Annotated in this window: 21 protein-coding genes; 3 read left to right on the top strand and 18 right to left on the bottom strand. The window is 73.1% G+C overall.

Going from position 1 to position 21,921, the window contains the following annotated elements; genetic code table 11:
• Positions 1-12: 12 nt before the first annotated feature.
• On the top strand, positions 13-1,329 hold the full coding sequence (locus tag SCK26_RS25375; protein WP_318203624.1) for a GH1 family beta-glucosidase: 1,317 nt from the start codon (positions 13-15) through the stop codon (positions 1,327-1,329).
• A gap of 3 nt (positions 1,330-1,332) precedes the next feature.
• On the opposite strand, the gene era is transcribed toward SCK26_RS25375, so the two are convergent.
• The gene (gene era / locus SCK26_RS25370; RefSeq protein WP_318203623.1) at positions 1,333-2,286 is read right to left on the bottom strand and encodes a GTPase Era; all 954 of its coding nucleotides are present in this window, start codon (positions 2,284-2,286) and stop codon (positions 1,333-1,335) included.
• Between the two features lie 174 nt (positions 2,287-2,460).
• On the opposite strand from era, the gene SCK26_RS25365 reads away from it, so the two are divergent.
• Together SCK26_RS25365 and SCK26_RS25360 are read left to right on the top strand one after the other, a co-directional pair.
• Positions 2,461-3,768 (top strand): ammonium transporter, encoded by a 1,308-nt coding sequence (locus SCK26_RS25365; RefSeq protein ID WP_318203622.1) that lies wholly within the window; start codon positions 2,461-2,463, stop codon positions 3,766-3,768.
• Positions 3,765-4,103 carry a P-II family nitrogen regulator gene (locus tag SCK26_RS25360; protein ID WP_318203621.1) on the top strand — a complete coding sequence of 113 codons (339 nt, stop codon included), beginning with the start codon at positions 3,765-3,767 and terminating at the stop codon, positions 4,101-4,103. The genes SCK26_RS25365 and SCK26_RS25360 overlap by 4 nt, the downstream gene beginning before the upstream one ends.
• A gap of 116 nt (positions 4,104-4,219) precedes the next feature.
• Here the strand turns inward: SCK26_RS25360 and SCK26_RS25355 are convergent, their stop codons facing one another.
• From SCK26_RS25355 to hrcA, 17 genes are all read right to left on the bottom strand, one after another.
• Entirely contained in the window at positions 4,220-4,573 is a 354-nt protein-coding gene (locus SCK26_RS25355; RefSeq protein WP_318203620.1) for a cytidine deaminase, read from the bottom strand.
• Positions 4,574-4,621: 48 nt separating this feature from the next.
• Positions 4,622-4,981, bottom strand: coding sequence for an MmcQ/YjbR family DNA-binding protein (locus SCK26_RS25350; RefSeq protein ID WP_318203619.1), 360 nt, complete (start codon positions 4,979-4,981; stop codon positions 4,622-4,624).
• Positions 4,978-6,279, bottom strand: coding sequence for a hemolysin family protein (locus tag SCK26_RS25345; RefSeq protein ID WP_318203618.1), 1,302 nt, complete (start codon positions 6,277-6,279; stop codon positions 4,978-4,980). Before SCK26_RS25345 ends, SCK26_RS25350 begins: the two co-directional genes overlap by 4 nt.
• A gap of 9 nt (positions 6,280-6,288) precedes the next feature.
• Complete coding sequence (ybeY, locus tag SCK26_RS25340; protein ID WP_318203617.1) at positions 6,289-6,786, bottom strand: rRNA maturation RNase YbeY; 498 nt, start codon at positions 6,784-6,786, stop codon at positions 6,289-6,291.
• Positions 6,787-6,798: 12 nt separating this feature from the next.
• Positions 6,799-7,881, bottom strand: a complete 1,083-nt coding sequence (locus SCK26_RS25335; protein WP_318203616.1) for a PhoH family protein — start codon at positions 7,879-7,881, stop codon at positions 6,799-6,801.
• A 129-nt stretch (positions 7,882-8,010) separates the two neighbouring features.
• Positions 8,011-9,168 (bottom strand): carbohydrate kinase family protein, encoded by a 1,158-nt coding sequence (locus SCK26_RS25330; RefSeq protein ID WP_318203615.1) that lies wholly within the window; start codon positions 9,166-9,168, stop codon positions 8,011-8,013.
• 92 nt (positions 9,169-9,260) lie between these two features.
• Positions 9,261-10,550, bottom strand: coding sequence for a glucarate dehydratase family protein (locus SCK26_RS25325; protein WP_318203614.1), 1,290 nt, complete (start codon positions 10,548-10,550; stop codon positions 9,261-9,263).
• 2 nt (positions 10,551-10,552) lie between these two features.
• On the bottom strand, positions 10,553-11,443 hold the full coding sequence (locus SCK26_RS25320) for a 5-dehydro-4-deoxyglucarate dehydratase (RefSeq protein ID WP_318206092.1): 891 nt from the start codon (positions 11,441-11,443) through the stop codon (positions 10,553-10,555).
• A gap of 196 nt (positions 11,444-11,639) precedes the next feature.
• Positions 11,640-12,644 carry an adenosine deaminase gene (locus tag SCK26_RS25315; protein WP_318203613.1) on the bottom strand — a complete coding sequence of 335 codons (1,005 nt, stop codon included), beginning with the start codon at positions 12,642-12,644 and terminating at the stop codon, positions 11,640-11,642.
• A gap of 20 nt (positions 12,645-12,664) precedes the next feature.
• Entirely contained in the window at positions 12,665-13,570 is a 906-nt protein-coding gene (locus SCK26_RS25310; protein ID WP_318203612.1) for a ribonuclease Z, read from the bottom strand.
• 6 nt (positions 13,571-13,576) lie between these two features.
• Positions 13,577-13,930 carry a histidine triad nucleotide-binding protein gene (locus tag SCK26_RS25305; protein WP_318203611.1) on the bottom strand — a complete coding sequence of 118 codons (354 nt, stop codon included), beginning with the start codon at positions 13,928-13,930 and terminating at the stop codon, positions 13,577-13,579.
• An 88-nt stretch (positions 13,931-14,018) separates the two neighbouring features.
• A complete protein-coding gene (locus tag SCK26_RS25300; protein ID WP_318203610.1) occupies positions 14,019-17,285 on the bottom strand; it encodes a S41 family peptidase in 3,267 nt (1,088 codons plus the stop codon).
• A gap of 56 nt (positions 17,286-17,341) precedes the next feature.
• Complete coding sequence (locus SCK26_RS25295) at positions 17,342-17,734, bottom strand: VOC family protein (RefSeq protein WP_318203609.1); 393 nt, start codon at positions 17,732-17,734, stop codon at positions 17,342-17,344.
• Positions 17,735-17,754: 20 nt separating this feature from the next.
• Complete coding sequence (locus SCK26_RS25290) at positions 17,755-18,492, bottom strand: 16S rRNA (uracil(1498)-N(3))-methyltransferase (protein WP_318203608.1); 738 nt, start codon at positions 18,490-18,492, stop codon at positions 17,755-17,757.
• On the bottom strand, positions 18,489-19,577 hold the full coding sequence (locus tag SCK26_RS25285; RefSeq protein WP_318203607.1) for a nitronate monooxygenase: 1,089 nt from the start codon (positions 19,575-19,577) through the stop codon (positions 18,489-18,491). Before SCK26_RS25285 ends, SCK26_RS25290 begins: the two co-directional genes overlap by 4 nt.
• Positions 19,578-19,766: 189 nt before the next feature.
• Positions 19,767-20,903, bottom strand: coding sequence for a molecular chaperone DnaJ (dnaJ, locus tag SCK26_RS25280; protein WP_318203606.1), 1,137 nt, complete (start codon positions 20,901-20,903; stop codon positions 19,767-19,769).
• A complete protein-coding gene (hrcA, locus tag SCK26_RS25275) occupies positions 20,904-21,920 on the bottom strand; it encodes a heat-inducible transcriptional repressor HrcA (protein ID WP_318203605.1) in 1,017 nt (338 codons plus the stop codon).
• Between the last annotated feature and the right edge of the window lies 1 nt (position 21,921).

The following is a 21,921-nucleotide window of genomic DNA, read 5'->3' as shown; positions in this document are numbered from 1 at the left end:
GATGATCCGCCCATGGCGACTGACGCAGGCACCGAGATCCCCCGGTTCCCGGCCGGCTTCCTCTGGGGCGTGTCGACCTCGGCCCATCAGATCGAGGGCGCGGCCGAGCAGCGGGAGCCGTCCGTGTGGGACGTGTTCACGGCCGGGCCGGGACGGGTGAGGGACGGTTCGACGGCGGCGGTGGCCTGCGACCACTACCACCGCTATCCCGAGGACGTGGCCCTGCTCGCCGGCCTCGACGTGGACGCCTACCGCTTCTCCGTCTCCTGGCCCCGGGTGAACTCCGCCGGCGGCCTGGACTTCTACGACCGCCTGGTGGACGAGCTGTGCGCGGCGGGCGTACGGCCCGTGCCCACCCTCTTCCACTGGGACCTGCCCGCCGCGCTGGACTGGCTGGACCGGGACACCGCGTCCAGGTTCGCCGATTACGTGTCGGTGGTGGCGGACCGTCTCGGCGACCGGGTGAACAAGTGGATCACTCTCAACGAACCGGCGGAACACACCCTGCTGGGCCACGCCATCGGCGCCCACGCCCCCGGCCGGCGGCTGCTCTTCGACGCCCTGCCGGCCGCCCACCACCAGCTCCTCGCCCACGGCCTCGCCGTACGGGCGCTGCGCGCGTCCGGCGCGGGGGACATCGGCATCGCCAACTCCCACGGCCCGGTCTGGCCCGCGTCGAAGGACCCGGCGGACGTGGCGGCGGCGGACCTCTACGACACCCTGCTGAACCGGCTGTTCGCCGAACCGGTGCTCCTCGGCAGGTACCCGGAGGGCATGGCCGGGCTGATGCCCGAGGACGCGGCGGAGGACCTGCCGGTCATCGCCGAGCCCGTCGACTGGTACGGCGTCAACTACTACGCGCCGTCCCTGGTGGGTGCTCCGGAAGACGGCAACGGCGGGTACGGAGGACTTGAGCTGCCCGCCGAACTGCCTTTCTCGGTACGGGAGATCGAGGGCCGACCGGTGACCGGCTTCGGCTGGCCGGTGGTCCCCGAGGGGCTGACCGAACTCCTCACCGGCTTCCACGACCGCTACGGCGACCGGCTCCCGCCCGTCGTCATCACCGAGAACGGCTGCTCCTACGACGGCGTGGACGACCAGGACCGCATCGCCTACCTGGACGCCCACATCCGCGCCGTCCACACCGCGCTCACCGCCGGCGTCGACGTCCGCGGCTACTTCGTCTGGTCCCTGCTGGACAACTTCGAATGGGCCGAGGGCTACACCCGCCGCTTCGGCCTGGTGCACGTCGACTACCCGACGCTCACCCGCACACCGAAGTCGTCGTACCACTGGTACCGGAAGGTGCTGCGGGCACAGCGCGGGTGAGGGTCAGAAGCCCAGCTTGCGCAGCTGCCTGGGGTCGCGCTGCCAGTCCTTGGCCACCTTGACGTGCAGGTCCAGGAAGACCGGCGTGCCCAGCAGTGCCTCGATGTGCTTGCGGGACTTGATGCCGACCTCCTTCAGCCGCTTGCCCTTGGGGCCGATGATGATGCCCTTCTGGCTGGGCCGCTCGATGTAGACGTTGGCGTGGATGTCCAGCAGCGGCCGGTCCGCGGGCCGGTCCTCCCGCGGGAGCATCTCCTCCACGACCACCGCGATGGAGTGCGGCAGCTCGTCCCGCACCCCTTCCAGCGCGGCCTCCCGGATCAGCTCGGCGACCATCACCTGCTCGGGCTCGTCCGTCAGATCGCCCTCGGGATAGAGCGCCGGCCCCTCGGGAAGCAGCGGGATCAGCAGGTCGGCCAGCAGATTCACCTGCTTGTCGCCGACCGCCGACACCGGCACGATCTCCGCCCACTCGATGCCCAGCTCCTTGCCGAGCTGGTCGACGGCGATCAACTGCTCGGCGAGGGCCTTGGGGTCGACCAGGTCGGTCTTGGTGACGATCGCGACCTTCGGCGTCCTCTTGATCCCGGCCAGTTCCTTGGCGATGAACCGGTCGCCGGGGCCGAGCTTCTGGTCCGCCGGCAGGCAGAAGCCGATCACGTCGACCTCGGCCCAGGTCGTGCGGACCACGTCGTTCAGCCGCTCGCCGAGCAGGGTGCGCGGCTTGTGCAGTCCGGGGGTGTCGACCAGGATCAGCTGCGCGTCCGGCCGGTGCACGATGCCCCGGACCGTGTGCCGGGTCGTCTGCGGGCGGTTGGAGGTGATCGCCACCTTCTGCCCGACCAGAGCGTTCGTCAGGGTGGACTTGCCCGCGTTGGGGCGGCCCACGAAGCAGGCGAAGCCGGCGCGGTGGACGGTCTCGGCCGGCTGCTCGGAAGTCTGGGTACGAACGCTCATGCCGCCCATTGTCCCTGATCCACGGAGCCCCGCCGTACCACCGTCGCCGACCGCCGGCACCGGTGAGCTTCCGGAAACCCACCGGCAACGAAACGTCACGGAAACACACCCGTACGCGACCGGAAACGCACACCGGTGACCCTCTGACGCAGCCCCCACCCGTTGGAGACGTCCGTGACCCTCGCCGCAGCACACATCGACACCGGCGACACCGCCTGGCTGCTCGCCGCGACCGCCCTCGTCCTGCTGATGACCCCGGGCCTGGCCCTGTTCTACGGCGGCATGGTCCGCACGAAGAGCGTCCTCAACATGCTGATGATGAGCTTCGTGTCGATCGCGCTGGTCACGGTGGTCTGGCTGGCGGCCGGCTACTCCCTCGCCTTCGGCGACGACCTCGGCGGCGGGCTGCTCGGCGGCCCGGAGCACGCCGGGATGCGCGGCCTCGGCCCGGACAGCGTCCACGGCACGGTCCCCGCCGTGCTGTTCGCCACCTTCCAGCTGACCTTCGCCGTCATCACGGCCGCGCTGGTCAGCGGCGCGGTCGCGGACCGGACGAAATTCTCGGCGTGGCTGGTCTTCGTACCGGTGTGGACGCTGCTGGTATACGTTCCGGTCACCCACTGGGTGTGGGGCCCCGGCGGCTGGATCCTGGACCGGCTCGGCGCCCTGGACTTCGCCGGCGGGCTGCCCGTCGAGATCACCTCCGGTGCCTCCGGTCTCGCCCTGTGCCTGGTCCTCGGGCCCCGGCTGGGCTTCAAGAAGGACGCCATGCGCCCGCACAACCTGCCGATGGTGATCCTCGGCGCCGGTCTGCTCTGGTTCGGCTGGTTCGGCTTCAACGCCGGTTCCGCGCTCGGCGCGAACGGCCTCGCCGCCGCCGCGTTCCTCAACACGCTCGCCGCCGGCTGCACCGGCCTGCTCGGCTGGCTCTTCGTCGAGCAGCGGCGCGACGGCCACCCGACCACCCTGGGCGCCGCCTCCGGCGCGGTGGCCGGCCTGGTCGCGATCACCCCGTCCTGCGGCACGGTCTCCCTGCTCGGCGCCCTGGTCGTGGGCCTGGCCGCCGGTGTCGTCTGCTCCTACGCGGTGAGCTGGAAGTTCAAGCTGGACTACGACGACTCCCTGGACGTCGTCGGCGTCCACCTGGTCGGCGGGATCATCGGCACCCTGATGATCGGCCTGTTCGCCGACAAGGCGATGACCGGCGGCGCCGAGGGCCTGTTCCACGGCGGCGGACTCGCTCCGCTGGGCCGGCAGCTGCTGGCGGTGGCGGCCGTGGCGGCGTACGCGTTCTCGGTGACGTACGGGCTGGGCAAGCTGCTCGACAAGGTGCTGGGCTTCCGGGCGAGCGAGGAGCAGGAGTACACCGGTCTGGACCTTACGGTGCACGCCGAGACCGCATACGATCACGGCGTCCTGGGCCACGGCGCCCCGGTCTCCCACTCCGTGCCCTCCGCCCAGAAGGTCAAGACCCAGGCATGAAGCTCATCACCGCGATCGTCAAGCCGTACCGTCTGGACGAGGTCAAGACCGCCCTGCGGGAACTGGGGGTGCACGGACTGACCGTGACCGAGGCCAGCGGCTACGGCCGGCAGCGCGGTCACACCGAGGTGTACCGGGGGGCCGAGTACCGGGTCGACCTGGTGCCGAAGGTGCGCATCGAGGTGGTCGTGGAGGACGCGGTCGCCGAGGACGTGATCGACGCGGTGGTCGGGGCCGCCCGGACCGGCAAGATCGGCGACGGCAAGGTCTGGGCCGTGCCCGTCGAGACGGTCGTCCGGGTACGGACCGGCGAGCGCGGACCCGACGCGCTCTGACCAGCGGCGCACCGATCGCACCCGGAGCACCCCGCGCCGGGTCCCGCCGGGCGCGACGGACACCGGGCGGGCGCGCAGCCGCTTGCGCGGTCCGCCCGGCCGGCGTCCGAGGTGTGTCAGGTGGCCGGGACCGTGACGCGGACCGTGCCGTCGGGGGCGGCGAGCAGGACGGGGGTCCCGGTTCCGCCGAGGTCGGCCACGGCCGACAGGTCCTCGGGCGGTACCGAGTCCGCGTCGCTCACCACGGCCGCCGCCTCCAGGGACCGCGCCCCCGAGGCCGCGGCCATCGCGACGGCGGTCCGCAGCGCGCTCAGCCTCAGCGAGGGCAGCTCCACCGTCCCGGCGACATAGGTGCGCCCGGTCTCGTCCCGGACGGCCGCCCCCTCGGGCACGACGTTGCGGGCCCGCGCGGAACGGGCCAGGGTGACGATCTTGCGGTCCTCGGGGTCAAGCCCGGTGCTCTCGGTCATGCCCCGAGCATACGAAGGCGCGGCGGCCTCGCCCCGGCACGGGTGCCGTCAGGGCCGGTCGAGGCGGAGCCGCTCCGCCCTCGGCAGGCCCGCCACGACCAGGTCGTAGGAGTCCTCGACCAGTTCCCGGACCAGCCGGTCCGGCAGTGCCCCGTCGGCCGTCACCGTGTTCCAGTGCCGCTTGTTCATGTGCCAGCCCGGGACGATCAGGCCCTCGTGCTCGCCGCGCAGCCGGACCGCGTCCTCCGGGTCGCACTTGAGGTTGACCGTCAGGGGCCGCGCGTCCAGGGCCGTCAGGGCGAACATCCTGCCCAGCACCTTGAACACCGAGAACTCCGGGCCGAACGGGAAGTCCTCCACCGCCGCGTTGAAGGAGAGGCACAGCGCGCGCAGCTCCTCGGGGGTCACTCGGCCTTCTCCTCCTCGGCGACCGGCACCGGAACCGGCTCGACCAGCACCGTGACGATCTTGTTCCGGCGGCCCGCCGCGGCCTCCGCGGTCAGCCGCAGCACGCGTTCGTCGGGCAGCGGGACCTCGGCGGACGCACCGGCGATGGGCACGCGGCCGAGCGCCTTGGCGAGCAGTCCGCCGACGGTCTCCACGTCCTCGTCGTCGTACTCCTCCAGGCCGTACAGCTCGCCGAGGTCGGTGATGTCCAGGCGGGCGGTGACCCGGAACCGGTCGTCGCCGAGATCCTCCACGGGCGGCAGCTCCCGGTCGTACTCGTCGGTGATCTCGCCGACGATCTCCTCCAGGATGTCCTCGATGGTGACGATGCCGGCGGTGCCGCCGTACTCGTCGATGACGACGGCGACGTGGTTGCGTTCCTTCTGCATCTCGCGCAGCAGGTCGCCGGCGTTCTTGGTGTCGGGCACGAACACGGCCGGACGCATCGCCGTGGACACCAGGTCGCCCTCCGCCTCCCGGCTGATGTGCGTCTTGCGGACCAGGTCCTTCAGATACACGATCCCGACGATGTCGTCCTCGCTCTCACCGGTGACCGGTATCCGCGAGAAGCCGGACCGGAGGGCCAGGGTGAGGGCCTGGCGGATGGTCTTGAAGCGCTCGATGGTGACCAGGTCGGTGCGCGGCACCATCACCTCGCGCACCAGGGTGTCGCCCAGCTCGAACACCGAGTGCACCATCCGGCGCTCCTCGTCCTCGATCAGCGACTCCTTCTCGGCGAGGTCGACCAGCGCGCGCAGCTCCGCCTCGGAGGCGAAGGGGCCGTGCCGGAAGCCCTTGCCGGGCGTGAGGGCGTTGCCGATGAGGATCAGCAGGGAGGGCACCGGGCCCATGATCCGGGCCAGCGGCAGCAGCACGTAGGCCGCCGCGGTCGCGGTGTGCAGCGGGTGCTGGCGGCCGATGGTGCGCGGGGAGACGCCGACGGCGACGTACGACACCAGGACCATGACGCCGATGGCGACCAGCAGGGCCTGCCAGGTGGCGGAGAACTCCTGGAGGCAGGCGTAGGTGACCAGGGCCGCGGCGGCCATCTCGCAGGCCACGCGGACCAGCAGGGCCACGTTCAGATAGCGGGTGGGGTCGGCGGCGATCTGGGCCAGTCGGGCGCTGCCCCGCCGGCCGGACTTCACGGCCTCCTCGGCGCGGAAGCTGGAGACACGGGCGAGGCCCGCCTCCGCGCAGGCGGCGAGCCAGGCCACGACGGTCAGCGCGATCGCGCCGAGCACGAGCTGAGCGGACATGCGGCCCGCTTACGAGACGGTCGGCGCCGGGGACGGGCCGGTCAGGCCGCGCTCGGCCCGCCAGCCGTCCACGATGGCGGCCTGGAGCCCGAACATCTCGGCCTTCTCGTCGGGCTCCTCGTGGTCGTAGCCGAGCAGGTGCAGCACGCCGTGGACGGTGAGGAGCTGGAGCTCCTCGTCCATGGAGTGCCCGGTGGGCGCCTCGGCGCCCTGCCGGGCGGCGACCTCCGGGCACAGCACGATGTCCCCGAGCAGCCCCTGCGGCGGCTCGTCGTCGTCCTTGGACGGCGGCCGCAGCTCGTCCATCGGGAACGACATGACATCGGTGGGGCCCGGCAGGTCCATCCACTGGATGTGCAGCTGCTCCATGGCGTCGGCGTCCACGACGATCACCGAGAGCTCGGAGAGCGGGTGGATGCGCATCCGCGCGAGCGCGTAGCGGGCGATGTCCAGGATCGCCTGCTCGTCTACCTCGGTGCCGGACTCGTTGTTGACGTCGATCGACATGGTCGTGCTGGTCTACTTCCCCTTGGAGCCCTTGGCGCCGGTCCTGCCGCGGCCACCCGTGGGGGAGCCGCCGTTCTCGGTGCCGTGCTTGCTGTCGTACTGCTCGTACGCGTCGACGATACGGCCCACCAGCTTGTGCCGTACGACATCGTGGGACGACAGCCGGGAGAAGTGGACGTCCTCGACGCCCTCCAGGATCTCCTGCACCTGCCGCAGACCGGACTTCTGCCCGCCGGGCAGGTCGACCTGCGTCACGTCACCCGTGATCACGATCTTCGAGTCGAAGCCGAGGCGGGTGAGGAACATCTTCATCTGTTCGGGGCTCGTGTTCTGGGCCTCGTCCAGGATGATGAAGGCGTCGTTGAGCGTGCGGCCGCGCATGTAGGCGAGCGGCGCGACCTCGATCGTCCCGGCGGCCATCAGCCGGGGGATGGAGTCCGGGTCGATCATGTCGTGCAGCGCGTCGTACAGCGGGCGCAGATAGGGGTCGATCTTCTCGTAGAGCGTGCCGGGCAGGAAGCCCAGGCGCTCGCCCGCCTCCACCGCCGGCCGGGTCAGGATGATCCGGTTGACCTGCTTGGACTGCAGGGCCTGCACGGCCTTGGCCATGGCCAGGTAGGTCTTGCCGGTGCCGGCGGGGCCGATGCCGAAGACGATCGTGTGATGGTCGATCGCGTCGACGTACCGCTTCTGGTTGAGGGTCTTGGGGCGGATGGTGCGGCCACGCGAGGACAGGATGTTCTGCGTGAGCACCTGCGCCGGGGTCTCGGGCCCGTCGCTCGTGCCGTTGTCGCTCGCCTTGAGCATGGCGATCGAGCGTTCCACTGCGTCCTCCGTCATCGGCTGCCCGGTGCGGAGCACCAGCATCATCTCGTCGAACACGCGGGAGATCAGGGCGACGTCGGCGGGGTCGCCGACCGCGCTGATCTCATTGCCCCGGACGTGGATGTCGGCCGCCGGGAAGGCCCTCTCGATCACGCGCAGGAGGGAGTCGCCGGATCCCAGCACGGTCACCATGGGGTGCTGGGCGGGGACGGTGAACTGTGCTCTCGCCTGCTCCTGCGCGGGGGTGTGAGCTGTGGGTGTCTCTGTCATGGGCCGGCGCTGAAGGCCTGCGCTTCCTCCTCGTCACGGCCGCACGGCTGAGGGCGGCCTCGCACTGTCCAGGGTACGACGGGGGGCCGACAACGCCGTAGGGCTTTTCCTATGACCATTTTCCGGGCCTCAGGCCGAGCGGCCGAACCCGATGGTCGGCACGGCCCGGCGCAGCGGCCAGGGCCGGTCCAGCCGCTTCGGGACGAGGTCCTCCAGGAAGGCGTACCGGCGCAGCGCCATCGGGTCCTGTCCGGGCAGCGACTGGACCTTGCGCCACCAGGCGCCGATCTCCGACCAGCCGGGCGCGGACAGCGAGCCGCCGAACTCCTGCACCGACAGCGCGGCGGTGAGCCCGGCGAAGGCCAGCCGGTCGGCCAGCGGCCAGCCGGCCAGGGAACCGGTCACGAACCCGGCGACGAACACGTCCCCGGCCCCGGTCGGGTCCAGCGCCTCCACGGCGATCGCGGGCACCTCGGCGGCCTCTCCGGTGCGCCGGTCCACCGCGTAGGCGCCCTCCTCGCCGAGGGTCACCACGGCCACCGGCACATAGGCGGTGAGCGCGTGCGCGGCGGCCCGGGGACAGTCGGCGCCGGTGTAGCGCCGGGCCTCCTCGGCGTTGGGCAGGAACGCCTCGCAGTGCCGGAGGTCGGGCAGGCCGGACAGGTCCCACGCGCCCGTCTCGTCCCAGCCGACGTCGGCGAAGATCCGGGTGCCCGCGCGGGCGGCCTCGGCGATCCACGGGGCGCCGCGGCCGGGGGTGAGGGAGGCGACGGCGGCTCGCGCGCGGGGCGGCCGGGCGGGGAGGCCGTCCTGGCCGAAAACGGCCTCGGGCGGCGGCTCGTGCCCGTGCGAGACCATGGTCCGCTCGCCCTCGTAGGCCATGGAGACGGTCACCGGGGAGTGCCAGCCGGGGACGGTCCGGGAGGCCGAGAGGTCGATGCCCTCGCCCCGTTCCAGCGCGTCCCAGCAGTACTCGCCGTAGTGGTCGTCGCCGAACGCGGCGGCGAGCGCGGTGCGCAGGCCGAGCCGGGCCAGGGCGGCGGCCATGTTGGCGACCCCGCCGGGGCTGGAGCCCATGCCCCGGGCCCAGGACTCGGTGCCGCGCACCGGCGCCGACTCCAGGCCGGTGAAGATGATGTCGAGGAAGACCGTGCCGGTGAGGTAGACGTCCCAGGGCGGGTCGCCGGGTGCGCGCAGCGCGGCGAGCGGGTCGACGTGGACCCGGCGGCGCGCTGCCCGGGTGAGGTGTTCCGGTTCCTCTCCGGTGAGGGTGTGCGACGGCGTCACGGTGCGCTCCCTGGCGTGGTGCGGTTCTGGCCAGTGTGCACCAGGTCACGCGCCGGGACGCCGGGGGCGGGTCATCGCCGGGGCCCGGCGGGTCACCAGCGGGGCATCGCCGGGGTGCGCCAGGCGGGGTCGGCGACGCGCATCGCCGCCGCGTCGTCCCTGTCCCGCAGCGCGCCGTCGTCCTCGGTCCAGCGCCGGTGCAGCCGGGCCAGTTCCTCCCGGTCCAGTTCGACGCCGAGGCCGGGCGCGTCGGACACCGCGACCCGGCCGCCGTCGAAGGCGATCCGCTCGGTGAGGACGTCCTCGGACTGCCAGGGGTAGTGGGAGTCGCAGGCGTGATGGAGATCCGGGACCGTGGCCGCCACCTGGGTCATCGCGGCGAGGCTGATGCCGAGGTGGGTGTTGGAGTGCATGGACACCCCGACCCCGAAGGCGGCGCAGATCGCGGCGAGCCGCTGGGTGTTGCGCAGCCCGCCCCAGTAGTGGTGGTCGGACAGGACGACCTGGACGGCGTCCTTGGTGAACGCCTCCTTGATCTCGCCGAAGGTGGTCACGCACATGTTGGTGGCCAGCGGCACGTCGGTGCCGGCGGCCACCTCGGCCATGGCGGCCGTGCCGAGCGCCGGGTCCTCCAGGTATTCGAGGACGTCCCCCAGCTCATCGGCGACCTTCAGCGACGTGGCGACCGACCAGGCGCCGTTGGGGTCGAGCCGCAGCGGGTGTCCGGGGAAGGCCTCGGCGAGGGCGCGGACGGCGGCGATCTCCCGCTCGGGCGGGAAGACCCCGCCCTTGAGCTTGAACGAGCCGAAGCCGTGCCGCTCGCGCAGCCGGCGGGCCTGTTCGACCACTCCGGCCGGGTCGAGCGCGGCGCCCCACTCGTCCGGCTCGGCGCGGACGCCCGCCGGATGCCCGTCCCACTTGTAGAAGAGGTAGGCGCTGTACTCGACGGCGTCGCGGACCTTGCCGCCGAGCAGCGCGTGCACGGGCAGGCCGAGCGCCTTGCCCTGGGCGTCGAGGCAGGCGACCTCGAAGGCGGACAGCACCGACAGCCGCAGCTTGTCCGCGGTCTGCACACCGCGCAGCCCGCCCGCGTCCGTCCCGCTCTCGACCCGGGAGGCGTCCACGGCGAGGTCGATCCCGAACAGTCCGTTCACATCCATGACCGAGCGTCCCGTGACCCGTGCGGCCAGCGCCCGGGCCGGCTCCAGGTACTTCGCGTCGCCGTAGGTCTCGCCGAGCCCGGTGATCCCGTCCGCGGTGACGATCTCCACGATCAGCCGGGGGGTGTACGGCTGGTGCACGCCCTGGGTGTTGAGCAGCGGCGGGTCGGCGACCAGGATCGGCGTCAGCCGCACCTCGGTGATGGTCAGGTCACGGGTCACAGTCAGGCTCCTACGAGGTCGAGTCCGGCGGTCAGGAGGGCCTTGAGGTCGGCGAGGTCGGCGGGCGCCGGATCGGCGAGCGGGGCGCGCACCGGCCCGACCCGGTGGCCGCGCAGCCGGGCCGCCGCCTTGACCAGGGACACGGCGTATCCGGGCGCGCGGTCGCGGAGTTCGACGAACGGGACGTAGAAGCCGCGCAGCAGTTCGTCGACGGTGCCGTGGTCGCCGGCGCGGAGCGCGGCGAAGAAGGCGCCGGCGATCTCCGGGGCGAAGGCGTGCACGGCGGAGGAGTAGGCGGGGACGCCGACGGCGGCGTAGGCCCGGGCCTGGATCTCGGCGGTGGCGGCGCCGTTGAAGAAGAGGAAGCCGTCGGGCGCGGCCAGGGTGAGGCGCTGGAGCCGGTCCAGGTCGCTGTGGCCGTCCTTGAGGCCGATGACGTTCGGGATCCGGGCGACGCGCCGCAGGGTGCCGGCGGTGTAGGCGACCTGGCCGCGCTGGTAGGCGACGAGCGGCAGCCGGGTGCGGGCGGCTAGGTGCTCCAGCTGGGCGGCGAGGCCGTCCTGCGGTGCCTCGGTGAGGTAGTGCGGCAGCACGAGCAGGGCGTCGGCGCCGGCCTCCTCGGCGATCCGCGCGAACCGGGCGGCCTGCGCCCAGCCGTATCCGGTGCCGGCCACGACGGGCACCCGGCCGGCCGCCTCGCGGACGGCGACGGTGACGACCGTGCGGTACTCGTCCTCGTCCAGCGAGAAGAACTCGCCGGTGCCGCAGGCCGGGAAGAGGGCGCCGGGCGCCGTGGCGATCCGGTCGGCGACATGCGCGCGGAAGCCGTCGGCGTCGAGGGTGCCGTCGTCGTGGAAGGCCGTGAGGGGAAAGGAGAGCACGCCCCGTGCCATGCCCTCCCGCAGCCGTCGCGCCACGTCCTGCGGACCCGGGTCGCCACCCACGCTGACCATCTCCTCTTATGAATTGCGTCTACATATGAGAACGCAGGCTAGATGGTTCTTCCCTTCGGCACCACCCCCAAACGACACCGTGGCCGGGATCACATCCCGGCCACGGCGGCCCTTCCGACACGTCGTCCCGGACGGACTACGACACGTCGTCCCCGAACTCGTACGCGTCGACCTCGGCCAGATACCGGGCCCTGCGCTCCTCGTCGTCCTCCAGGAAGGAGGCGAGGAAGGAGTTGCGGGCCAGCTCGCGCAGCCGGTCCCGGGACAGGCCCAGGCTCTCGTGCACGGCCGCGAAGTTGTCCCCCGCGTACCCGCCGAAGTACGCCGGGTCGTCGGAGTTGACCGTGCACAGCAGCCCGGCGTCGAGCATGGCCGGCAGAGGATGGTCGGCGAGGGTGTCGACGGTCCGCAGGCGCACGTTGGACAGCGGGCACAGGGTGAGCGGGATGCGCTCGCGGACCAGCCGCTCCACCAGCGCCGGGTCCTCCATGCAGCGCAGACCGTGGTCGACGCGCTCCACGCCCAGCACGTCCAGCACCTCGGTGACGTACGCCGGCGGCCCCTCCTCGCCGGCGTGCGCGACCCGGCGCAGCCCGAGCGCCGCGGCGGCCTCGAACACCTCCCGGAACTTCGCCGCCGGATGCCCGACCTCGGCGGAGTCCAGGCCGACACCGGTGATCCGGTGCAGGTACGGCCGCGCGGCCTCGAGCGTGAGCAGCGCCGACTCGGCGGGCTCGTCCCGCAGGAAGCACATGATCAGCTTGGTGGAGACGCCGTGGTTGGCCTCGCTCTCCCCCAGCGCCCGCCACAGCCCCTCCACGACCGTGCCCATCGGCACGCCCCGGGCCACATGGGCCTGCGGGTCGAAGAAGATCTCCGCGTGCCGCACGCCCTGCGCGGCGGCCCGGGCGAGGTAGGCGTCGGCCAGGTCGGCGAAGTCGTCCTCGGTGCGCAGGACGGCCATCAGTTCGTAGTACAGGTTGAGGAAGGACTGGAGGTCCTGGAAGCGGTAGGCCTCGCGGAGGGCGTCGGTGTCCGCGTACGGCAGGGTCACGCCGTTGCGGGCGGCCAGCTCGAACGCCAGCTCCGGCTCCAGAGTGCCTTCGATGTGGAGGTGCAGTTCTGCTTTCGGGAGGGGCATCAAAGCATCGTACGGGCGTCTTACCGCCGTTTCGGAACCGGCACCCGCAGCAGGTCGTGGGCCACGGTCAGCTCCCCGGTGAACCCGGCCGCCCGCGCCTGCCGCTCGAACTCCTCGGGTTCGGTGTAGCGCTGGCTGAAGTGGGTCAGCACCAGGTGCCGGACGCCGGCGTCCCGCGCCGCCGCGGCGGCCTGTCCGGCCGTCAGGTGCCCGTGCTCGACGGCGAGGTCCGCGTCCTCGTCCAGGAAGGTGGACTCGATGACCAGCAGGTCACAGCCCTCCGCCAGCGCGTGCACGCCGTCGCAGAGCCGGGTGTCCATGACGAACGCGAACCGCTGCCCGCGCCGCACCTCGCTGACGTCCTCCAGCCGCACGTCCCCGAGCCGTCCCGCGCGCTGGAGCCGGCCCACGTCCGGTCCCTGGATGCCGTGCGCGGCGAGCCGGTCGGGCAGCATGCGGCGGCCGTCGGGCTCGGTGAGGCGGTAGCCGTAGGACTCCACGGGGTGCGAGAGCCGACGGGCCTCCAGGCGGTACGACCCGGTGACCGCGATGACGCCGTCGGCGTCGACCGGGGCCTCGGTCAGGCCGACGGTCTCGCGGTAGGCGGTCGCGTAGCGCAGGCGGTCGAAGAAGCGCTGGCCGGAGCGCGGATAGTGCGCGGTGACCTCGTGCGGCACCTGGTCCAGGTTGATGCGCTGGACGACCCCGGCGAGGCCGAGGGAGTGGTCGCCGTGGAAGTGCGTGACGCAGATCCGGTTCAGGTCGTGGGCGGCGACCCCGGCGCGCAGCATCTGCCGCTGCGTGCCCTCGCCGGGGTCGAAGAGGATGCCCTCGCCGTCCCACCTCAGCAGATAGCCGTTGTGGTTGCGGTGCCGGGTCGGGACCTGGCTGGCGGTGCCGAGGACCACCAGTTCGCGTACGGACACGGGTGCCTATCCGGGGGGCCACTGGAGGCCGCGGCCGCCGAGGACATGGGCGTGGGCGTGCCAGACGGTCTGGCCGGCGCCGCTGCCGGTGTTGAAGACGAGGCGGTAGCTGTCGAGTTCCTCCGCGTCGGCCACGGCCCTGGTCTCGGCGAGCACGTCGGCGGCGATCCGCGGGGCACCCGCGGCGAGTTCGGCCGCGTTCTCGTAGTGCGCCTTGGGGATGACCAGGACGTGCGTGGGGGCCTGGGGGTTTATGTCCCGGAAGGCCACGGTCGTCTCTGTCTCGCGGACGATCGTCGCCGGGATCTCGCCCGCGACGATCTTGCAGAACAGGCAGTCGTTCTGCGGCTCTCCGGCCATGCGCTGCGCTCGCTTTCGGCGGTGATCGATACGGTTCGCATCGTAGTCGGTCGGGCGCGGGCCGCCCTGGGTCCCTCCCCGCGCCCCTTCAGGAGGGAAGTCCCGGCGGGGTCTTCGCCGGCCGCTCCTCCAGGGCTTCCAGCGCGAGCCGGATCGCCGCGTCGAGCTGGACGTCGCGGCCTTGCGCCCAGTCCTGGGGCCGCTGTACGACCTCCACGTCCGGGTCCACACCGTGGTTCTCCACGTCCCAGCCGACGCCCTCCAGCCACATCGCGTACTTCGGCTGGGTGACCAGGGTGCCGTCGACCAGGCGGAAGCGGCTGTCGATGCCGATGACGCCGCCCCAGGTGCGGGTGCCGACGACCGGACCGATGCCCAGGGCCTTGATCGCGGCGTTGACGATGTCGCCGTCGGAACCGGAGAACTCGTTGGCCACGGCGACGACCGGGCCGCGCGGCGCGTCCAGCGGGTAGCTGGTGGGACGCATGCCGCGCGGCAGGTCCCAGCCGATGATCCGGCGGGCCAGCTTCTCGACCACCAGCTGGGAGGTGTGGCCGCCGCGGTTCTCCCGGACGTCGACCACCAGTCCTTCGCGGGCGACCTCCACGCGCAGGTCGCGGTGGATCTGGGCCCAGCCGGGGGCCTGCATGTCGGGGACGTGGAGGTAGCCGAGGCGGCCGGCGGAGGCGGCGTGGACGTGGGCGCGGCGGTCGGCGACCCAGGCGTGGTAGCGCAGGGGCTCCTCGTCGGCGATGGGGACGACGACGGTGTGCCGGGGTTCACCGCCGCCGGCCGGGGAGACGGTCAGCTCCACCGGGTGGCCGGCCGTGCCGGCCAGCAGCGGGCCCGGGCCCGTCACCGGGTCGACCGGGTGGCCGGCCACCGCGATGACGGCGTCGCCGGGACGGACGGCGACGCCGGGCGCGGCGAGCGGGGAGCGGGCGTCCGGGTCGGAGGTCTCCGCGGGCAGGATCCGGTCGATGCGCCAGCTGCCGTCCTCGTGGCGGGAGATGTCGGCGCCGAGCAGGCCGTGCCGGGAGCGGCCGGAGCCGCCGCGCGGGGTGACGTAGGCGTGCGAGGTGCCCAGTTCGCCGTGCACCTCCCACAGGAGGTCGACCAGGTCGCTGTGGGTGGCGAGGCGGGACAGCAGCGGGCGGTAGCGGTCGAGGATGCCGGGCCAGTCGGCGCCGCCGAGGTCGGGACGCCAGAAGTGGTCGCGCATCAGGCGGCCGGTCTCGTCGTACATCTGCCGCCACTCGGCGGCCGGGTCGACCGTCCCGCGGACCCGGGCGAGGTCGACGGTGACGCTGGTGTCCCCGTCGTCGTCGCCGCCGGTGCGGCGGTCGCTGGGGACGACCCGCAGCCGGCCGTCGCTCCACAGCAGCAGGCGTTTGCCGTCGCCGCTGACCTCGAAGTGGTCGGCGTCGGCGGCGAGATGCTCCAGGCGGCGCTGGGCGAGGTCGTAGCGCTCCAGCTCGGTGTGCGGGTCGGGGTCCTCGGGGTGGGCGCGGGAGGCGCCGAGGACGCCCCGCACGGGGTGGCGCAGCCACAGGACGCCGTCCTTGGCGGCGCGCAGCGTCGAGTAGCGGCCGGCCTCCACCGGGAAGGGCACTATGCGGTCGGCGAGCCCTTCGAGGTCGATCCGGGTGGCCGGGGCGCCCTCGCTGTCGGGGGTCTCGTCCTTGTCGGGGGTCTCGAAGGGGCGGCCGTGGCGCTGCGGGCCGAACGGCGAGGGAGTGGTGGCGGCCAGGGTGATCAGGTGCGGGCGGGCGCCGACCACGAAGGCGAGGTCGAAGACGTGTTCGTCGTAGACCGGGTCGAAGGCGCGGTTGGAGAGGAACGCGAGGTGTTTGCCGTCGAGGGTGAAGGCGGGCGCGTAGTCCTGGAAGCGCAGCGGGGTCGCCTCGGTGACCGACAGGTCGGTGGTGTGGGCGATGCGCAGCTGCGACAGCGGGCGCGGGCCGGGGTGGGACCAGGCCAGCCAGGCGGAGTCCGGGGAGAAGACGAGACCGGAGACCTCGCCGTCGTCGCAGCGGTCGACCTCGCGGACCTCGCCGGTCTCCCGCTCGACCAGCAGCAGCCTGCCGTCGTGCGCGGCGACGGCGGCCCGGCTGCCGTCGGGGGCCATGGCCAGTCCGAGGACCCGGCCGAGCTGCCCGGCGGCGAGCCGGCGCGGCGGGGCGCCGGGCACGGTGCCGGTCGCGGGGGCGAACTCCAGGGCGTCCTCGCCCTCGGCGTCCGTCACCCACACCACCCACTCCTCGCCCTCGGCGCGGAAGGCGCGCGGCATCCGGGCGCGGACGCCGGGGGTGGCGGCCAGGGCGCGGGCGGGGCCCGAGCGGTGCGTGACCCAGTGGACACCGCCGCGCACGCAGACGGCGCTGCCGCGCGCGGTGTGGCCGGGAGACGCCTCGCCGAACCAGCGGGAGGCGTTGACCGGGTACGGCCGCAGGTCGACGCGGGGGCCGCCGAGCCGCACCTCCAGCCGGCGCGGCTCGGCGCCCTCCAGGTCGTCCAGCAGCCAGAGTTCACCGGCCGAGCTGTAGACGACCCGGGTGCCGTCGCCGGCCGCGTGCCGGGCGTAGAAGCCTCCCCCGCGCTCGGCTTCGCTCGCGCGGGAGGTGCCCCCGAGGGGGGTGTGGCGGCGCAGGTCGGAGCCGTCGGCGAGGGAGGAGTAGAGCGCTCCGGTGCCCTCGTGGTCGGAGAGGAACGCGATACGGTCCCCGGCCCACACCGGGCACTCGATGTTCCCGTCGAGGTCCTCGTGCAGCCGCACGAACTCCCCGGCGCCTTCTCCGCCTTCGGCGGCCCGGTCGATCCACAGCTTGCCCGCCGTGCCGCCCCGGTAGCGCTTCCAGTGGGCGGCCTCGCGGCCCATCGGCGCGGACAGCAGCACGGTGGCCGGGCCGAAGGCGACGCCGCCGACCGGGCCGTAGGGCAGGGTCTCGGCCGGTCCGCCGTCCAGCGGGACGGCGTGCGCCCAGGTGTGCCGGAAGCTGTGCCGGCCGTGCGCGCCGAGCGCGAGCACCCGCCCGTCCGGGGTCCAGCCGCGCACCTCCGTGCGGTGGTTGCCCCAGTAGGTCAGCCGTCTCGCGGGGCCGCCGTCGACCGGGGCGACATGCACCTCGGGGGCGCCGTCCCGGGTCGAGGTCCAGGCGAGGTGCCGTCCGTCCGGCGACAGCCGGGGCTGGGTCACCGGTCTGTTGTCGGCGCTGACCCGCCAGGCCCGGCCGCCGTCCAGCGGGGCGAGCCATACGTCGTCCTCGGCGACGAAGGTCACCAAGTCGCCGCGCAGATGGGGGAATCGGAGATAGCCGGAGGTTCCCGTGGTTCCCGTCGAAGCACCCTGAGTCACTCCGTCACTGTACGCAGCGACCGGCGCCCCCGCCCCCGGTTTCCGGTCACTCGCGGTCAGCCGCGCAGCAGCAGCCACTCCTGGAGTTCCACGAGGTTGCCCTCCGGGTCCTTCAGGTGGGCCACGCGCATGCGGTCCGTCAGGAGGGCCGGGCCGCGCAGCAGGACCGCGCCCCGGGCGGTGATCGCGGCGCAGTAGGCGTCGAGGTCGTCGACGCGCAGCACGACCAGCGACCGGTGGCCGGTCGCGGTCTCGCCCAGTTCGGCCAGGACCCCGGCCATCATCGACCGGTCCTGGAGCGCGATCCCGGCGGAGCCGGTGTGCGGGCTGAACTTCTCGTACGGTCCCTCGCTCGCGCCGGACTGCGGCTTGAGCCCGAGGACTTCGGCGTAGAAGTGGTAGCAGGCGGCGAAGTCGCTGACGAGGAGCCGGACCTGGGCGAGTTCCACGGGGTCTCCGAGTGGGTTTGCTAAGACCAGCGGCCGGTGCGCCCCAGCAGCAGGGCCGCGGCGGCGGTGCCGGCGGTGGAGGTGCGCAGGACGGTCGGCCCGAGGACGTACGGCGTGGCGCCGGCCTCGGCGAAGAGCGCCAGCTCCTCCGGGGAGACGCCTCCCTCGGGGCCGACGACGAGCACGATCTCGCCCTCGGCGGGCAGTTCGGCGGTGGCCAGGCGCCGCGTGCCGCTCTCGTGGAGCACGGCGGCGAAGTCGGCGCGGGCCAGCAGCGCGGCCACCTGCCTGGTCGTCGCCGCGTCCGCGACCTCGGGGAAGCGGACCCGGCGGGACTGCTTGCCGGCCTCGCGGGCGGTGGCCCGCCACTTGCCGAGGGCCTTCAGCCCGCGGTCGCCCTTCCACTGGGTGATGCAGCGGGACGCCTGCCAGGGCACGATCGCGTCGACGCCGACCTCGGTCATGGTCTCCACGGCGACCTCCCCGCGGTCGCCCTTGGGCAGGGCCTGGACGACGGTGATCCGCGGGCTGGGCGCCGGCTCCTCGGACACCGGGGCCAGGCGGACCAGCAGCCGGTCCTTGCCCTCGGTGCCGGTCACCTCGCCCACCGCGTAGCGCCCGGCGCCGTCGGTGAGGACGACCTCCTCGCCGGGCCGCAGCCGCTTCACGGAGACCGCGTGGCGGCCCTCGGCGCCCTCCAGGACATACCGGTCGCCGTCCGGCTCGAAGCGGTCCACGACGAAGACGGGAGCGGTCACGCGCCCTCACCCCCCGCACGCCCGGAGTCCGGCAACGCGGCGCGGGCCTCGGCGAGTTCGTCCGCCAGCACCTCCACCAGCCGTCTGGCCGGCAGCTCCCGGGCCATCCGGTGGCCCTGTCCCGCCCACAGCGCCATGCCCTGCGCGTCCCCGGCCCGGGCGGCGGCCTTGCGCAGCGGCGAGGTGAGGTGGTGGACCTCCGGGTAGGCGACGGGCGCGTACGGGCCGTGCTCGCGCAGGAAGCGGTTGACCAGGGAGCGGGCCGGGCGGCCGGTGAAGGCGCGGGTCAGCTCGGTGCGGGTGAAGAGGGGGTCGGTCAGCGCCTGTTTGTGCGGGTCGGGCGCGCCGGACTCGGGGGTGGCGAGGAAGGCGGTGCCGAGCTGGGCCGCGTCGGCGCCGGCCGCGAGGACGGCGGCGATCTGGCCGCCGCGCATGATGCCGCCGGCGGCGACGACCGGGACGCGCACGGCCTCGCGGACCTGCGCGAGCAGCGACAGCAGTCCGACGCCGGCGCCGTCGTTCTCCGGCGAGTCGCGATGGGTGCCCTGGTGGCCGCCGGCCTCCACGCCCTGCGCGATCACCGCGTCCGCCCCGGCCGCCTCGACCGCGCGGGCCTCCTCCGCGGTGGTGGCGGTGACCAGGGTGAGGGTGCCGGCCCGGCGCAGCCGCGCGAGAACCTCGCGGTCCGGCACGCCGAAGTGGAAGGAGACCACCGGGACCGGGTTGTCGAGGAGGACGGCGAGCTTGGCGTCGTAGCCGTCGTCCCGGCCGCCGTCCGGGTCGCCCAGCTCGGTCTCGTACCAGGCGGCCTCACCGGCCAGCTGGTGGGCGTAGACCTCGACGGCGCCGGACTCCGCGTGCTCGGGCTGCGGCATGAACACGTTGACGCCGAAGGGGCGGTTCGTGAGCCCGCGCAGCTGCTTGATCTCCTGGTACATCCCGTCGGCGGTCTTGTAACCGGCGGCGAGGAACCCGAGGCCACCGGCCTCGGAGACGGCGGCGGCGAGCTGCGGGACGGAGACTCCGCCCGCCATGGGGGCCTGCACGATCGGGAGGGGGAAGAGATCGGTCAGTGCGGAGGACATGACCGCATGGTGTCACGTCCCTCGGACCGCTCCGAATCCGGGCGCCCCGGCACACACCCGGGGCACCCTCATGGTTCGGCGCCCGTCGAAGGCGTCCCTCGGCCGCGGGAACAGGCCCGGCCGGGGGTCGTCCCCCGGCCGCCGCGTCTGCCCGGGGGACGACCCCCGGGCCCCCGGCCGCCGCCCGCCTCAGCGCCCGTTGAAGGCGTCCTTCAGCCGCGAGAACAGACCCTGCTGACCCGGCTGGAACTGGCCCTGGGGGCGTTCCTCGCCGCGGAGCTTGGCCAGTTCGCGCAGGAGGCGTTCCTGCTCGGGGTCCAGCTTGGTCGGGGTCTGCACCTCGACGTGCACGATCAGGTCGCCCCGGCCGCCGCCGCGCAGATGGGTGACACCGCGGTCGTGCAGCGGGATCGACTGGCCGGACTGGGTGCCGGGCCGGATGTCGACCTCCTCCATGCCGTCCAGGGTCTCCAGCGGCACCTTGGTGCCGAGCGCCGCGGCCGTCATCGGGATGGTGACCGTGCAGTGCAGGTCGTCGCCGCGCCGCTGGAAGGTCGGGTGCGGCAGCTCGTGGATCTCCACGTACAGATCGCCGGCCGGGCCGCCGCCGGGACCGACCTCGCCCTCGCCCGCGAGCTGGATCCGGGTGCCGTTGTCGACACCGGCCGGGATCTTCACGGTGAGCGTGCGGCGGGAGCGGACGCGGCCGTCGCCGGCGCACTCCGGGCACGGGGTCGGCACGACCGTGCCGAAGCCCTGGCACTGCGGGCACGGCCGGGAGGTCATGACCTGGCCCAGGAAGGACCGGGTGACCTGCGAGACCTCACCCCGGCCGCGGCACATGTCACACGTCTGCGGGGACGTGCCCGGGGCCGCGCCCTCGCCGTTGCAGGTGGCGCAGACGACGGCGGTGTCGACCTGGATGTCCTTGGTCGTCCCGAAGGCCGCCTCGTCCAGCTCGATCTCGATCCGGATCATCGCGTCCTGGCCGCGCCGGGTGCGCGAGCGCGGCCCGCGCTGCGACGCCGTGCCGAAGAACGCGTCCATGATGTCGGAGAAGTTGCCGAAGCCGCCGGCCCCGAAGCCGCCCGCGCCGGCGCCGCCGGACTGCGAGAGCGGGTCGCCGCCGAGGTCGTAGACCTGCTTCTTCTGCGGGTCCGACAGCACCTCGTAGGCGGCGTTGATCTCCTTGAACCGCTCCTGGGTCTTCGGATCGGGGTTGACGTCCGGGTGCAGCTCGCGCGCGAGCCGACGGAACGCCTTCTTGATCTCATCCTGCGACGCGTCGCGGCGCACGCCGAGAACGGCGTAGTAGTCCGTGGCCACTTACGACTCCGCCAGGATCTGTCCGACGTACCGTGCCACTGCGCGTACCGCTCCCATCGTTCCCGGGTAGTCCATGCGGGTCGGTCCGACCACGCCGAGCTTGGCAACCGCCTCGCCGCCCGAACCGTAGCCGACCGACACGACGGAGGTGGAGTTGAGTCCTTCATGGGCGTTCTCGTGCCCGATACGCACGGTCACGCCCGGTTCCTTCGCCTCGCCGAGGAGCTTGAGGAGCACGACCTGCTCCTCCAGTGCCTCCAGGACGGGCCGGATCGTGAGGGGGAAGTCGTGCCCGAAGCGGGTGAGATTGGCGGTGCCGCCGATCATCAGCCGCTCCTCGTTCTCCTCCACCAGTGTCTCCAGCAAAGTGGAGAGCACCGTGGAGACCGTACCGCGGTCCTCCGGCTCGAAGGCGTCCGGCAGGTCCTCGACCAGCCTCGGCACGTCCGTGAACCGGCGGCCCGCGACCCTGCTGTTCAGCCGGGCCCGCAGATCCGCCAGCGAGGCCTCGCCGAACGGGGCCGGGCAGTCGACCATACGCTGCTCGACCCGGCCGGTGTCGGTGATCAGCACGAGCATCACGCGCGCCGGGGCGAGCGAGAGCAACTCCACGTGCCGGACCGTGGACCGGGTCAGCGACGGGTACTGCACGACGGCGACCTGCCGGGTCAGCTGCGCGAGCAGCCGCACCGTGCGCGCCACGACGTCGTCGAGGTCGACGGCGCCCTCCAGGAAGTTCTGGATCGCCCGCCGCTCCGGCGCGGTCATCGGCTTCACGCCCGCGAGCTTGTCCACGAACAGGCGGTAGCCCTTGTCGGTGGGGATGCGCCCCGCGCTGGTGTGCGGCTGCGCGATGTACCCCTCGTCCTCCAGGGCCGCCATGTCGTTGCGGACGGTGGCCGGGGAGACGCCGAGGTTGTGCCGCTCGGTGAGCGCCTTGGAACCGACCGGCTCCTCGGTGCCCACGTAGTCCTGGACGATGGCGCGCAGTACCTGAAGCCTGCGTTCACTCAGCATT

It is taken from the genome of Streptomyces sp. SCL15-4 (assembly GCF_033366695.1).
Lineage (GTDB): Bacteria > Actinomycetota > Actinomycetes > Streptomycetales > Streptomycetaceae > Streptomyces.
Note: the sequence above shows the minus strand (reverse complement) of the source record. Positions and strands in the feature narration are given on the sequence as shown.